Raw genomic sequence first — 13,880 nt, 5'->3', positions numbered from 1 at the left:
CAAGCCCCTTGAAAACCGGAGGGAAAGAGCATCGCTGCCAGCGCATCCCTTGCCGCCATGCCGGTTTCGCCGGCAGGCGGGGGGCAGACTGCCCTTGCCTATCGCCGCGACATTGACGGGTTGCGCGCGCTGGCGGTGTTGCCGGTGCTGTTCTTCCATCTCGACCTCTGGCCCTTTTCCGGAGGTTTCGTCGGGGTCGACATCTTCTTCGTCATTTCGGGCTATCTGATCGCCTCGACCATCGCGCGCGAACTGGAAGAGGGGCGGTTCAGCCTGACCGGCTTCTATGCGCGGCGCATCCGGCGGATATTCCCGGCGCTGTTCGCGATGATCGCGGTGACCATCGCGGTGGGCAGCCTGATCCTGCTGCCGCTCGACTATCGCGCCTTGGGCATGAGCGCGGTCGCGACCGTGCTGTTTTCCAGCAACCTCTATTTCGCGCGGCACAGCGGCTATTTCGGCAGCGCGGCGGAGGAAGCACCGCTGCTCCACGGCTGGTCGCTGGCGGTGGAGGAGCAATTCTACATCCTCTTCCCGCTCCTGATGTTGACCGCCTTCCGGGTGGGAGGCCGCTTCCGCCTGTTGCTCGGCACATTGGCACTGCTGTCCTTCTGTACGGCGCTGCTGCTGGTGGATCGGTCACCGGTCGCGGCCTTCTACCTGCCTTTCCCGCGCGCCTGGGAGTTTTTGGGCGGGGCGTTGCTGGGGACCGGCCGGATGCCCGCTCTTCGCAGCGCCGTCGCGGCGCAGTTCTGCGCGCTCGCCGGACTGGCGCTGATCGGCTGGGCGATCCTGCACTTTTCGAATGCGACTGTTTTTCCCGGCGCCCATGCGCTGTTCCCGGTCCTCGGCGCCATGCTGATCCTGCATGCGGGACAGGCCGGATCGGCGGTCAACCGGCTGCTGGGCAGCGCCGTGCCGGTGGCGATCGGCCGCATCTCCTATTCGCTCTACCTCTGGCACTGGCCGATCATCGTCTTCTGGACCTACCGCACCGATGGCGACTGGCGTTTGCGGGAGCAGATGCTGGTCATGCTGTTGTCGCTCGCGGTCGCCTTTCTCTCCTGGCGTTTCATCGAGGAGCCGTTCAGACGGACGCGCCGCTTCACCACAAGCCGCGCCTTCGCCTTTGCCGGGGCGATGGTGATGATGGGCTGCGGCGCAGGGGCGATGCTGTATCTGACCGGCGGGCTGCCGTCGCGGGTCGCGCCGTCGGTCGCGGCGCTGGACGCGGCCAGCCGGAGCATGGCCTATCTGCCCGCGCGCTGTTCCGGCATGGTACCCGCGCGGCGTCACCGCCTCTGCCCGGTCGGCGCGCGGAACGGGTCGGCGCCCAGCTTCCTCCTCTGGGGCGATTCCCACGCCCATGCGCTGAAGCCGGCGTTCGACCGGGCCGGGAGTGCGCTGGGGCTGTCGGGACGGATCGCCTCCTATCCCGCCTGCCCGACGCTGCTCGGCCTCGACCGGCTCGACCAGCCGCCGTCCCATGATTGCAGCGAGTTCAACCGGCTGGTGCTGGAAACGCTCCGCATCAGCCCATCCATCCACACGGTCTTTCTCGTGTCCCGCTGGGGGCTGTGCGCCAATGGCAAGCGGCCCGAAGGGGGCACGCCCTGCTATCTCGGCCGGGGCGAGGATGACGACCGGAGCCTTGGCCGCGACGCCCTGCTGTTCCGGGCGGGTCTTGAGGAAACGGTGCGGACGCTCTCCGCCATGGGGAAGCAGGTGATCCTGGTCGCGCCCATTCCCGAATTCCGCCGCAATGTGCCCGAGGCCCTGGCGCGGGCGGAACTGTACAGCGAACCGGCGCCGCTCGTGCTTTCAAGGGCGGACTATATGCGTCGGCAGCGCGGCGTCTTCAGTGCCTTCGACCAGATGCAGCGCCATTTCCCGGTCAAGATCCTCTATCCGCACCGGCTGCTGTGCCGGACCGGCCATTGCGCGATGACGGCGCAGGGCGTGCCGCTCTATTCCGACGACGATCATCTGTCGCGGCAGGGCAGCCTGATGCTGACGGGCATGGTCTATGAGGCGATGAAGCCGGCGCGCGCCGCCGGGTCGAAGGGCTGAAGGCCGGGATTGGCGACCCCGACAGGATTCGAACCTGTGACCATTCGCTTAGAAGGCGAATGCTCTATCCAGCTGAGCTACGGGGCCGTCGGCGCGTTCGATAGCCGGGCTTGGGCGCCAGTGCAATCATGTGGCGCAATCATGTGGCGCGATCATGCGCGGCATTGCTTTTGCCGGAATGCCATTTATGCACAGGGGCATGAGCGAACCGGGGGTCAGGAAAATCGATGCCTATGCGCTGGGCGCTCGTCCCTTGCGCTATTTCGATTTCTGCATGGCGGGGTTCGTCGCGATCCTGCTGCTCTCCAACCTGATCGGCGCGGCCAAGCTGTCGACCGTGGGCGGTTTCACCTTCGGCGCGGGTATCCTGTTCTTCCCATTGGGCTATGTGCTGGGCGACGTGCTGACCGAAGTCTATGGCTATGCCCGCGCGCGGCGCTGCGTCTGGGCGGGCTTCGGCGCGATGCTGTTCATGGCGCTGATGAGCTGGGTGGTGGTGAAGCTGCCCCCGGCGGAGGGCTGGCCCGACCAGAAGGCCTATGAGGCCGTGTTCGGCAGCACCTGGCGCATCGTCTTCGCGTCCGTCGCCGCCTTCTGGGCGGGTGAGTTCGCCAACAGCTTCGTGCTCGCCAAGATGAAGCTGCTGACGCAGGGCAAGCATCTGTGGATGCGCACGATCGGGTCGACGGTCGTGGGGCAGGGGGTGGACAGCCTGCTCTTCTATCCGCTGGCCTTCTATGGCGACTGGACCAATGCGCAGGTGGTGACGGTGATGATCACCAACTGGCTGATGAAGGTGACCTGGGAAGCGGTGCTGACGCCCGTGACCTATATGGTGGTCGGCGGCCTCAAGCGCGCCGAGGGATTGGACGTGTTCGATGAGGGCACCAATTTCACGCCCTTCCGCGCCAGCCTCTCATAGAGCGTCGGGATAACGGGCACTCACGAAATACAGCCCGTCCGGCGGCGCGTTGAGTCCCAGTGCGGCGCGATCCTTCGCGTCGCGCGCCGCCTCCAGATCGCCGATCGACCAGCGGCCCATGCCCACCATGGCCAGGCATCCCACCATCGATCGCACCTGATGATGCAGGAAGGACCGTGCCTCGGCATGGATGGCGATGCGATCGCCCGATCGTTCCACATCCAGCCGGTCCAGCGTCTTGACCGGGCTTTCCGCCTGGCAATGGGCCGAACGGAAGGTGGTGAAGTCATGCCGTCCGACGAGCAGTTGCGCGGCCTCCTGCATGGCGGCTTCGTCCAGCGGCTGGATCACCCGCCAGCATAGCCCCTTCTCCCAGGTCAGTGGCGCCCGGCGATTGGCGATGCGATAGACATAGGATCTGCCCGTGCAGGAAAAGCGCGCATGCCAGTCGTCCGGCACCATTTCGCAGGCCAGGATCGCGACCGGATCGGGCCGCAGGCGCGCATTCAGCGCTTCCATCAGGCGGAAGGGCGCCATGTCCTTCGCAATGTCCGCATGGGCGCGCATGGCGAGGCCATGGACGCCCGCGTCCGTGCGTCCGGCGGCATGGATCGCGACCCGCTCGCCCGTGACGGCGAAGATCGCGTCCTCGATCGCCTGCTGGACGCTGGGGCCATGGGCTTGTCGCTGCCAGCCCATGAAGGGGCGGCCGTCAAATTCGACGGTGAAGGCGAAGCGCGTCGTTGGCTGGGGCATGGCGGCTCAGGCGTCGACCCGGCTGCCCGCGGGCATGTCATAGCCGCGCAGCAATTCGCCCGCCGACATCGCGCCCTTGCCCGCGCGCTGGATCAGCGTCGGACGGATCGCGCCATGACCGCAGCCGATGAGCAGGCTGTTGTCCAGCAATTCCCCGGCCGGGCCCGCCATTTCCTCGACATGCGCGGCGAGGATACGGAAACGCTCGCCGCGATATTCGAAAAAGGCGCCGGGGAACGGGTTGAAGGCGCGTATCTGCCGTTCGACCTGATGGGCGTCGCGGCCGAAGTCGATGCGCGCTTCCGCCTTGTCGATCTTGGCGGCATAGGTGACGCCCTCTTCCGGCTGCGGCACCGGCGGATGCAGCGCGATATCGTCCAGTACCTCGACCATCAGCTCCGCGCCGGCTTCAGCCAGTTCCTCGGTCAATTCGCCGGCGGTCTTGCCTTCGATGGGGGTGACATGCTTGGCCCGCATCGGCCCGGTGTCGAGGCCCGCCTCCATGTCCATGATGGTGACGCCGGTGACATTGTCGCCGGCGAGGATGGCGCGCTGGATCGGCGCGGCGCCCCGCCAGCGGGGGAGGAGGGAAGCATGGATGTTCATGCAGCCGAAGCGCGCCGCATCCAGGATCGGGCGCGGCAGGATCAGCCCGTAAGCGGCGACCACCGCGACATCGGCCTGCAACGCGGCGAAGGCGGCCTGCACGTCCGGGTCCTTCAGCGAAACCGGCGTGCGGACCTCGATCGCCATTTCCACGGCCTTGGCATGGACGGGGGAGGGGCGCAGCGCCTTGCCCCGACCCGCCGGACGGGGCGGCTGGCTGTAGACCGCGACGATCTCGTGCCCTGCCTTGGCCAGCGAGACCAGCGCCGGAACGGCGAAATCGGGGGTTCCCATATAGATTATGCGCATGACGCCACCTCAAAGACCTTGTGCCGACGACTTGCAAGCCCCTATCTCGGTTCCATGGCTTCTCCCGAGATCGAAGCGCTGACGCAGGCGCTCTCCCGCCTGCCCGGCCTTGGCCCGCGTTCCGCGCGGCGTGCCGTCCTGCACCTGCTCAAGAGGCGCGAATCCGCGCTGGAGCCGCTGTTGCGGGCGCTGGACGCGGTGAACGAGCGGCTGGTGACGTGCGGCATATGCGGCAATGTCGATACCGTCGACCCCTGCGGCATCTGTGCCGACCAGCGCCGCGACGCGCGGGCGCTCTGCGTGGTGGAGGATGTCGCCGATCTCTGGGCGCTGGACAAGTCGCGGCTGTTCCCGGGGCGCTTCCATGTGCTGGGCGGGCGCTTGTCGGCCCTGGAAGGGGTCCGGCCGGAGGATCTTTCCATCGACGCACTGGTGGCGCGGGTCGAGGCGGGCGGCATAGACGAGGTGGTGCTGGCGATGAACGCCACGCTGGAGGGGCAGACGACCGCCCATTATCTGGCGGAGCGGCTGGAACGTTTTCCCGTGCGCCTGACCCAATTGGCCCATGGCGTGCCGGTCGGCGGGGAACTGGATTATCTGGACGAAGGCACTTTGGCGCAGGCGCTTCGGGCGCGTCGTCCGCTGGGTTGAAGCCGGCCTCAGGCTGAATCGGGCGGTCGCTTGAATTTTCCCGCCCGTCCGATTATTTTGGGGGCATGGCCATTCTTCCCATCCTGGAGGCGCCCGATCCGCGCCTGCGTACCATTTCGTCTCCGGTGGCGGCGATCGACGACGATTTGCAGCGCCTGATCGACGATATGTTCGAGACCATGTATGACGCGCCGGGCATCGGCCTGGCCGCGATCCAGGTGGGCGTGCCGAAGCGGGTGCTGGTGATCGACCTTCAGGAACCGGAATCGGACGAGGAAGACGCACCGCCGGTCAAGAAGCCGCTGGTGTTCATCAATCCCGAGATTCTCGAAGGTTCGGACGACCTGTCGGTCTATAATGAGGGCTGCCTGTCGGTTCCCGACCAGTTTGCCGAGGTCGAGCGGCCTGCGAGCATCCGGGCAAGCTGGATGGACCGTGACGGGCGCATCCATGAAGAGCGGCTGGAAGGGCTGCTCGCCACCTGTCTCCAGCATGAGATGGATCATTTGCAGGGCGTGCTGTTCATCGACCATCTCTCGCGCCTGAAGCGCGACATGCTGATGAAGAAGCTGAACAAGGCGCGCAAGGCAGCCTGAGGCGGCATCCTTTTTTAACAGAGTTGGCCGGTTGCAGACATTCCCTCTCCCGTTGGGAGAGGCGGTTATGTCCGCGCTTCACCCCCATCCGTCGTGCGGGCTATCATCACCCGCCACCCGGCGCGTTATGCCCGCCCGCGGGCACAGGGCCGCCGCTTTGCGCATGGGCATGGTCGGGATTGCTGTCCCAGTCGATATGATAGAGGTCGAAGCGCCGGTCGCGCAGGTTGCGGACCGTGCCCTCCGCCCGTGCCCAGCTCAGGTCCGCAAGGTTCACGTCGGCCATAGTCAGCGTCTCGACATTCTCGGTCGATTCCGCCGCGATGCCGTCGCGCGCGAAGGGTAGGTCGCAGGGGGTCAGGATCGCGCTCTGGGCATATTGGATGTCCATATTGTCGACATTGGGCAGGTTGCCGACATTGCCCGACATCACGACATAGCATTGGTTCTCGATCGCGCGGGCCTGCGCGCAATAGCGCACGCGCATATAACCCAGCCGCGAGTCGGTGCAGAACGGCACGAAGATGATCCGCGCGCCCTGGTCCACCAGCCGTCGGGCGAGTTCCGGAAACTCGCTGTCATAGCAGATGAGCACGCCGATCGGCCCGCAATCGGTCTGGATCACGTCCAGCGAATCCCCGCCCTTGATGTTCCACCAGAAGGCTTCGTTGGGCGTCGGGTGGATCTTTTCCTGGGTATGAACCGAACCGTCCCGAAGGGCGACATAGGCGATGTTCTGGATATCCCCATCCTCGGCGCGGGTCGGGTGGGAACCGCCGATGATGTTGATATTATATTCCAGCGCCATCCGCGTGAGTTCCTTCGTCAGGCGCGGGGTGTAGCCGGTCAGCTTGTCGATCGCCTCGACGGGAGAGAGCTTCTTCGTCTCGAAGGAGAGCAGGGGAAGGGTGAAGAGTTCGGGGAAGACGATGAAGTCGGAGCGGTAATCGGCTGCGACATCGACGAAATATTCGATGTTGCGGACGAATTCGTCGAAATCCTGCACGGCGCGGGCCTGGAGCTGGCAGGTGGCGAGACGGACGCTCTCGACGCCGCGGGGCACGCGCATTTCGGGCGCTTCGTCGGGATCGACATAGGGGTTGCGCCAGACCAGATGGGCGGCGTGGCCATCCGACTGCCTGTCTTCGGGCAGGTAGTTTTCAAGCACGCCCAGCGGTTCGAACTGGTTCTTGAGCTGGAAACTGATCACCTGGTCGCGCAGCTTGCCGGTGACGACCTTGTCCAGATAATCGGCCGGGCCATGGACGCGTCGCTTGGCGCGGGCATAACCGGGCATGCGGCCGGCGATGACGATGCCGTGCAGGTCCAGTTCCTCGGCCAGTTCCTTGCGTTCGTCATAGAGGCGTTGGCCGATGCGCAGGCCGCGCAGCTTGGGATCGACGGCCATTTCATAGCCATAGAGCCACTCGCCCGCCGCGCTGTGACGGGTGCCGAAGCCGTTGGCGGTGATCTCCTCCCAGTCATGCTTGGAGAAGGCCATGCTCCTGCTGACCCGCATGGTGGCGCAATAGCCCACGACCTTGTTGTCGTAGAGCGCGACGAAACAGCCATGGGGGAAATTGTTGATCTGGCCGCGCAGAGTGGCGAGCGAATAATTGGGAAGGCCCGGATAGACGCGGGCAATCAGCCGCTGGATGCCGCGCACGTCGGCGGGAACGGCTGCCCGGACCTCCAGGCGTTTCTTGGCTGTCGTCGTCATCGCTGCACCTCCCGCACCGTCCCGGTTCCATGGAAAAGGCGACGCCGATGGGGCGTCGCCTCGTTCCGTTAGCGTACTGAACCGCGCGGATGCGGATCAGTTCCCTCTGAGCATTCCCAAGTTCGCCGGGATGGCCGACGGCGCGCGGAATGCAGATGGTTCAGGCCCGTCGGATCAGGCCCACTTGCCCATGGCTTCTTCCAGGTTCACGCGGATCGCCTCGAAGAACTGCTCGGTGGTCATCCATGCCTGCTCCGGACCGATCAGCAGGGCGAGGTCCTTGGTCATCGCGCCGCTCTCGACGGTTTCGACGCAGACCTTCTCCAGCGTTTCGGCGAACTTGGTGACTTCCGGCGTCTCGTCGAACTTGCCGCGATAGGAAAGGCCCTGGGTCCAGGCGAAGATCGACGCGATCGGGTTGGTGGAGGTCGCCTTGCCCTGCTGGTGCTGGCGATAGTGGCGGGTCACGGTGCCGTGCGCGGCTTCCGCTTCCACGGTCTTGCCGTCGGGCGAGAGCAGCACGGAGGTCATGAGGCCGAGCGAGCCGAAGCCCTGCGCAACCGTGTCGGACTGAACGTCGCCGTCATAATTCTTGCACGCCCAGACGAATTTGCCGCTCCACTTCAGGGCGGAGGCGACCATATCGTCGATCAGGCGGTGCTCGTAGACGGCGCCGACCTTCTTGAACTCTGCCGCAAACTCATTGTCGAACACTTCCTGGAACAGGTCCTTGAAGCGGCCGTCATAGGCCTTGAGGATCGTGTTCTTGGTCGACAGATAGAGCGGCCAGCCGCGACCCAGCGCATAGTTCATGCTGGCGCGAGCGAAATCGCGGATCGAGTCGTCCAGATTGTACATGCCCATGGCGACGCCGGAGCTCGGGAAGTTGAAGACGTCCTTCTCGATCTTATCGCCATTTTCGCCGTCCCACACCATGCGCAGCTTGCCGGGGCCGGGGACGAGGAAGTCGGTGGCGCGATACTGGTCGCCGAACGCGTGACGGCCGATGACGATCGGGTCGGTCCAGCCGGGGACCAGGCGCGGCACGTTGCGGATGACGATGGGTTCGCGGAACACCACGCCGCCCAGGATGTTGCGGATGGTGCCGTTGGGCGACTTCCACATTTCCTTCAGGCCGAATTCCTCGACGCGGGCTTCGTCGGGGGTGATGGTGGCGCATTTCACGCCGACGCCATGTTCCTTGATCGCGTTGGCGGAATCGATGGTGATCTGGTCGTTGGTCTCGTCGCGTTTCTCGACGCCAAGGTCGTAATATTTGAGGTCGATGTCGAGATAGGGGAGAATGAGGCGCTCACGGATCCATTGCCAGATGATCCGCGTCATTTCGTCGCCGTCGATCTCCACGACGGGGTTTTTCACCTTGATCTTAGCCATAGCGCCTATTCGCTTTCTTCGTTCGGGTGGAATTTGGGACCCGCCCTAGGCAAAGCGGCGGCAATGTTCAACTGCGCAGTTTGTCCGGGTAATGGCGTTTGCAGGGTAGGATCATTTCATGGGTCCGGGAGCGGGATCGGGCGTTGTCACTGTAACTGACTGTGCCTAAAGACGGTGCCCATGGAAAATGACGAACTGACCGTCGCGCTGGGCGGCAATGTGAAATGGCGATTTCCTTCCGTGCATCCGGAGGGCGTCAAATTCGGCCTGATCGCGGCGGCGATCACCGCCGTGCTGTTCCTGGTCGGCTGGGAGATTCCCGGCTGGCTGATGGTGATGGTGACGATCTGGGTGCTGGCTTTCTTCCGCGATCCGGTGCGTGCCGTGCCGCAGGACGAGCGTGCCATCGTCGCGCCCGCCGACGGGCTGGTGACGCTGATCCAGCGGGTGCCGCCGCCGCGCGAGATGGCGGGGGCGGACGGGCTGGGCGACCAGCCGATGATCCGCGTGTCGATCTTCATGAGCGTGTTCGACGTGCATATCAACCGCACGCCGATCGGGGGCATGGTGAAGTCGGTCGTCTATATTTCGGGCAAGTTCCTCAACGCCGACCTCGACAAGGCAAGCGAGGATAATGAGCGGCAGCATATACTGGTCGAGCGCCATGACGGGGTGCGGATCGGCTTCACCCAGATCGCGGGCCTGGTGGCGCGGCGCATCGTGCCGTTCGTGAAGCCGGGCGACATGGTCGCGGCGGGGCAGCGCATCGGCCTCATTCGCTTCGGCAGCCGGGTCGACGTCTATCTGCCAGCGGGTACCGCGCCGCGGGTCGTATTGGGGCAGCGTACCGTGGCGGGCGAGACGATCCTCGGCCAGATCGGCGACATGCGCGTGATTTCGGGGATTCAGCAATAATGCGGCAGCGGCGCGCCATCCCGCGCGGCCTGCGCCGGGGGATCACCCTGCGGATGGTGGCGCCCAATGCCGTGACGGCGATGGCGCTGTGCTTCGGCCTGACCGGCGTGCGCTACGGCATTTCGGGCGAGTGGGAGAGGGCGGTGCTCTCCATCCTGATCGCTGGCGTGCTGGACGGGCTGGATGGACGGATCGCCCGGCTGTTGCGGGGGGAGAGCCGTTTCGGGGCGGAACTGGACTCGCTGTCGGATTCCATCGCTTTCGGCGTGGCGCCTGCACTGGTGCTCTATCTCTGGTCGCTGCATGCCATGCCGAAATTCGGCTGGATATTCGCCCTGGCGCATGCGCTGTCCTGCGCGCTGCGGCTGGCGCGGTTCAACGCCAATATCGATGCCGATGTACAGCCGCACAAATCGGCCGGTTTCCTGACCGGCGTTCCGGCGCCTGCCGGGGCGGGGCTGGCCTTCGTGCCGCTCTATCTCTGGCTGGTGACGGGCGAGCCGCTGTTCCGTGAATGGTATGTGGTGGCGCCCTGGACGGCCTTCACCGCTTTCCTCATGATCTCCAGCATTGCGACTTATAGCTGGTCGGCGCTTCGGCTGCGCAAGCGGATCAGGCTGGAGGCGATCGCGCTTGCGGGGTTGCTGGCGGCGCTGCTGATCACCGATCCCTGGCTGACGCTGCTGGTCCTGTGCGCCCTTTACCTCTCGCTCATCCCCTTCGGCATGATGTCCTATGCCAAGGTGCGCGGCCAGCGGTCGGGCGAGGGGCAGTAGTTCCTCAGGCGGCGAAGGCGGCGGCCGGGAAGGCCGGACCGGACCGGCGCATGGCCGGAACAGCGCGGCGGCGGGTGATCCGCAGGCGATAGACCTGCACTTCCTGCGGGATGGGCTCGAACGTCAGCGCCGCGACGATCTTGTCATGATAAAGGGCGAACATCGCGATGATGGTGCCTGCGGCAAGCAGGAACGATCCGATGAAAACACATGCTGCGACCAGTGCGAACATAAGCAGATCACTTTCCGTCTTGCCATTTTCACGGCTTGGTTCACTATGGGTGAGCAAATGGCCGAAAACCGTCATTTGTTCCCTATGTTCTCCTTATGTTCCATCCAGAATGGAGAGTCAACCCCTTGCATTGGCTTTCCCGGCTCGCTAAAGGCGCGCCCATTCCACATGGGAATCGACATATCCGGTGCCTGGCGTGACGCCCGGTTCCTGATTCCCAGAGGTGTAACCGGAAGGAGAACTATTATGGCGGCACCTGTCGTCACCATGCACCAATTGATCGAGGCTGGCGCCCATTTCGGCCACCAGACCCACCGCTGGAACCCGCGCATGAAGCCGTACATCTTCGGCGAGCGCAACGGCATCCACATCCTTGACCTGTCGCAGACCGTGCCGCTGTTCGGCCGCGCGCTGGACTTCGTGTCCGCGACCGTCGCCGCCGGCGGCAAGGTGCTGTTCGTCGGCACCAAGCGCCAGGCGCAGGACCCGATCGCTGAAGCCGCCCGCAAGTCGGGTCAGCACTTCGTCAACCATCGCTGGCTGGGCGGCATGCTCACCAACTGGAAGACCATTTCGGGCTCGATCAAGCGTCTGAAGACCCTGGAAGAGAAGCTGTCGGGCGACACCCACGGCTTCACCAAGAAGGAAGTCCTTCAGATGACCCGCGAGCGCGAGAAGCTCGAACTGTCGCTGGGCGGCATCCGCGACATGAACGGCATCCCCGATGTCATGTTCGTGATCGACGCCAACAAGGAAGAGCTGGCGATCAAGGAAGCCAACACGCTGGGCATCCCGGTCGTCGCGATCCTCGATTCGAACGTCTCGCCCGATGGCATCGCTTTCCCGGTTCCGGCGAACGATGACGCCAGCCGCGCAATCCGCCTCTACTGCGACGCCATCGCCGCCGCCGCCACCAAGGGCAACCGTGGTGCGCAGCAGGCTTCGGGCGTCGACCTGGGCGCTCTGGACGAGCCCGAGGCCGAAGAGGTCGTCGCTCAGGCCTGAGACGCGGTCTTCGAACTGCAAGATTGACAGGCTAGGGCGCGCTCCACTGGAACGCGCCCTAGCGCTTATTTGAAACATTGAACCTTATTAGGAGCCGAAACATGGCCGAGATTACCGCTGCCGCCGTCAAGGAACTGCGCGACCGTTCGGGCGCGGGCATGATGGACTGCAAGAAGGCGCTCACCGAAGCCAATGGCGATATCGAAGCGGCAACCGACTGGCTGCGCGCCAAGGGTCTGGCCGCCGCGCAGAAGAAGTCGAGCCGCACCGCCGCTGAAGGTCTGGTCGGTGTCGCCGTCGCCGGCACCAAGGGCGTCGCCGTCGAAGTGAACAGCGAAACCGACTTCGTCGCCAAGAACGACCAGTTCCAGGATTTCGTGCGCACCGTGTCCACCATCGCGCTGGAGAACGGCGTTGCCGACGTCGACGCGCTGGCGAACGCTGCCTATCCCTCGGGCGGCACCGTGGCCGAGAAGTTGGTCGCCAATATCGCCACCATCGGTGAAAACCAGACCCTGCGCCGCGTCGGCCAGGTCGAAGTGAGCCAGGGCGTGGTCGTTCCCTACGTCCACAATGCGGCTGCTCCGGGCCTGGGCAAGATCGGCGTGCTGGTTGCGCTGGAAGGCGACGCCTCAGTCGACGTTCTGGAGCCGCTGGGCAAGCAGATCGCGATGCACATCGCCGCTGCCTTCCCGCTGGCGCTGTCGGCTGCCGATATCGATCCGGCCCTGCTGGAGCGGGAGCGCGCCATCGCCGCTGAAAAGGCCGCCGAATCGGGCAAGCCCGCCGAGATCGTCGCCAAGATGGTCGACGGCGCGGTCGCCAAGTTCGCCAAGGAGCAGGCGCTGCTCAGCCAGCTTTTCGTGATGGACAACAAGACCCCGGTCGCCGACGTCGTCGCCAAGGCGGCCAAGGATGCCGGCGCGTCGATCACGCTGAAGAGCTATGTTCGCTTCCAGCTCGGCGAAGGCATCGAGAAGGAAACGAGCGACTTCGCCGCTGAAGTCGCCGCTGCCGCTGGCGTCTGATCCGACAGATGGTTCGCTTCGGGCGGTGTCGGGAGGCAGAGGCTTCTCGACAAGCCGGGAGCGGACGCTAAGGAAGTTCGGGGTTTCAAAACCCTGCTTCACATAATGGCGCGCGCTGCTTAAGGTGCGCGCCATTTCCTTGCCCAATCATAAAAGGAACATCGCCCCGCATGACCCGACCCGCCTTCAAGCGCATCTTGTTGAAACTCTCGGGCGAAGTGCTGATGGGGCAGGGGCAGTTCGGCATCGAGCCCGAGACCGTGAACCGCGTCGCCGGGGAGATCGCGGCGGCCAAGGATGCGGGCTTCGAACTGTGCGTGGTCGTCGGCGGCGGCAATATCTTCCGGGGTCTTGCCGGGGCGGCCAAGGGGTTCGACCGGGCGAGCGCCGACTATATGGGCATGCTGGCCACGGTCATGAACGCACTGGCGGTGCAGAATGCGCTCGAGAAGATCGGCTATGACACCCGCGTCCAGTCCGCCATTCCGATGGCGTCGGTCTGCGAGCCCTATATAAGGCGCAAGGCGGTGCGGCATATGGAGAAGGGCCGGATCGTGATCTTCGCGGCGGGCACCGGCAGCCCCTTCTTCACCACCGACACCACGGCGGCGCTGCGCGCGGCGGAAATGGACTGCGACGCGCTGTTCAAGGGCACCAGCGTCGACGGCATCTACAATGCCGATCCCAAGAAGGTGCCGGACGCCGCGCGTTACGAGGAAATCAGCTTCGATCAGGTGCTGAATGATAACCTCAAGGTCATGGACGCGAGCGCCATTGCCCTCTGCCGCGAAAACAATATCCCCATCGTCGTGTTCAACATTCGCGAAACCGGCAATCTGGCCAAGGTGCTGGCCGGCGACGGTGTGGCGACGATCGTGCAAAATCAGGAGCGCTGAAAC

The 13,880-nt window shown here is 64.8% G+C and carries 14 protein-coding genes and 1 tRNA gene; 9 read left to right on the top strand and 6 right to left on the bottom strand.

All coding sequences use genetic code 11. The features are described 5' to 3' along the window. The first annotated feature begins 57 nt into the window (after window positions 1-57). Window positions 58-2,070 carry an acyltransferase family protein gene (locus YP76_RS17540; protein WP_046764869.1) on the top strand — a complete coding sequence of 671 codons (2,013 nt, stop codon included), beginning with the start codon at window positions 58-60 and terminating at the stop codon, window positions 2,068-2,070. Window positions 2,071-2,080: 10 nt separating this feature from the next. Here YP76_RS17540 and YP76_RS17535 read toward each other — a convergent pair. Continuing rightward, window positions 2,081-2,157: transfer RNA gene (locus YP76_RS17535), tRNA-Arg, on the bottom strand. A gap of 112 nt (window positions 2,158-2,269) precedes the next feature. On the opposite strand from YP76_RS17535, the gene YP76_RS17530 reads away from it, so the two are divergent. Next, window positions 2,270-2,992, top strand: a complete 723-nt coding sequence (locus YP76_RS17530) for a queuosine precursor transporter (protein WP_046764868.1) — start codon at window positions 2,270-2,272, stop codon at window positions 2,990-2,992. Here the strand turns inward: YP76_RS17530 and truA are convergent. Both truA and fmt read right to left on the bottom strand, forming a co-directional pair. Further along, a complete protein-coding gene (truA, locus tag YP76_RS17525; protein WP_046764867.1) occupies window positions 2,987-3,748 on the bottom strand; it encodes a tRNA pseudouridine(38-40) synthase TruA in 762 nt (253 codons plus the stop codon). The genes YP76_RS17530 and truA overlap by 6 nt on opposite strands. A 6-nt stretch (window positions 3,749-3,754) precedes the next feature. Then, entirely contained in the window at window positions 3,755-4,663 is a 909-nt protein-coding gene (gene fmt, locus YP76_RS17520; protein ID WP_046764866.1) for a methionyl-tRNA formyltransferase, read from the bottom strand. A 54-nt stretch (window positions 4,664-4,717) separates the two neighbouring features. Between fmt and recR the strand changes: the two genes are divergently transcribed. Further along, a complete protein-coding gene (recR, locus tag YP76_RS17515; protein WP_046764865.1) occupies window positions 4,718-5,314 on the top strand; it encodes a recombination mediator RecR in 597 nt (198 codons plus the stop codon). 65 nt (window positions 5,315-5,379) lie between these two features. Further along, a complete protein-coding gene (gene def, locus YP76_RS17510) occupies window positions 5,380-5,910 on the top strand; it encodes a peptide deformylase (protein WP_046764864.1) in 531 nt (176 codons plus the stop codon). Window positions 5,911-6,016: 106 nt separating this feature from the next. On the opposite strand, the gene YP76_RS17505 is transcribed toward def, so the two are convergent. Both YP76_RS17505 and YP76_RS17500 read right to left on the bottom strand, forming a co-directional pair. Next, window positions 6,017-7,630, bottom strand: a complete 1,614-nt coding sequence (locus YP76_RS17505) for a bifunctional GNAT family N-acetyltransferase/carbon-nitrogen hydrolase family protein (protein ID WP_046764863.1) — start codon at window positions 7,628-7,630, stop codon at window positions 6,017-6,019. A 174-nt stretch (window positions 7,631-7,804) separates the two neighbouring features. Further along, window positions 7,805-9,025: an NADP-dependent isocitrate dehydrogenase gene (locus YP76_RS17500; RefSeq protein ID WP_046764862.1), complete on the bottom strand. Its 1,221-nt coding sequence runs from the start codon at window positions 9,023-9,025 to the stop codon at window positions 7,805-7,807. Window positions 9,026-9,205: 180 nt separating this feature from the next. Between YP76_RS17500 and YP76_RS17495 the strand changes: the two genes are divergently transcribed. Both YP76_RS17495 and YP76_RS17490 read left to right on the top strand, forming a co-directional pair. Continuing rightward, on the top strand, window positions 9,206-9,940 hold the full coding sequence (locus tag YP76_RS17495) for a phosphatidylserine decarboxylase (RefSeq protein WP_046764861.1): 735 nt from the start codon (window positions 9,206-9,208) through the stop codon (window positions 9,938-9,940). Beyond that, on the top strand, window positions 9,940-10,716 hold the full coding sequence (locus tag YP76_RS17490; RefSeq protein WP_046764860.1) for a CDP-alcohol phosphatidyltransferase family protein: 777 nt from the start codon (window positions 9,940-9,942) through the stop codon (window positions 10,714-10,716). Before YP76_RS17495 ends, YP76_RS17490 begins: the two co-directional genes overlap by 1 nt. 4 nt (window positions 10,717-10,720) lie before the next feature. On the opposite strand, the gene YP76_RS17485 is transcribed toward YP76_RS17490, so the two are convergent. Then, window positions 10,721-11,023, bottom strand: coding sequence for a hypothetical protein (locus tag YP76_RS17485; RefSeq protein WP_232307594.1), 303 nt, complete (start codon window positions 11,021-11,023; stop codon window positions 10,721-10,723). 171 nt (window positions 11,024-11,194) lie between these two features. Here YP76_RS17485 and rpsB point away from each other — a divergent pair, with 171 nt between their 5' ends. The 3 genes from rpsB to pyrH all read left to right on the top strand — a co-directional run bounded on the left by rpsB (window position 11,195) and on the right by pyrH (window position 13,877). Next, complete coding sequence (gene rpsB, locus YP76_RS17480; RefSeq protein ID WP_046764859.1) at window positions 11,195-11,953, top strand: 30S ribosomal protein S2; 759 nt, start codon at window positions 11,195-11,197, stop codon at window positions 11,951-11,953. Between the two features lie 101 nt (window positions 11,954-12,054). Beyond that, window positions 12,055-12,981 (top strand): translation elongation factor Ts, encoded by a 927-nt coding sequence (gene tsf / locus YP76_RS17475; RefSeq protein WP_046764858.1) that lies wholly within the window; start codon window positions 12,055-12,057, stop codon window positions 12,979-12,981. Between the two features lie 170 nt (window positions 12,982-13,151). Then, window positions 13,152-13,877, top strand: coding sequence for a UMP kinase (pyrH, locus tag YP76_RS17470; protein ID WP_046764857.1), 726 nt, complete (start codon window positions 13,152-13,154; stop codon window positions 13,875-13,877). The last annotated feature ends 3 nt before the right edge of the window (window positions 13,878-13,880 follow it).

Source organism: Sphingobium chungbukense, assembly GCF_001005725.1.
Taxonomy (GTDB): Bacteria; Pseudomonadota; Alphaproteobacteria; order Sphingomonadales; family Sphingomonadaceae; genus Sphingobium; species Sphingobium chungbukense.
The sequence above is the reverse complement of the archived record's forward strand: the minus strand, read 5'-3'. Positions and strand labels throughout refer to the sequence as shown.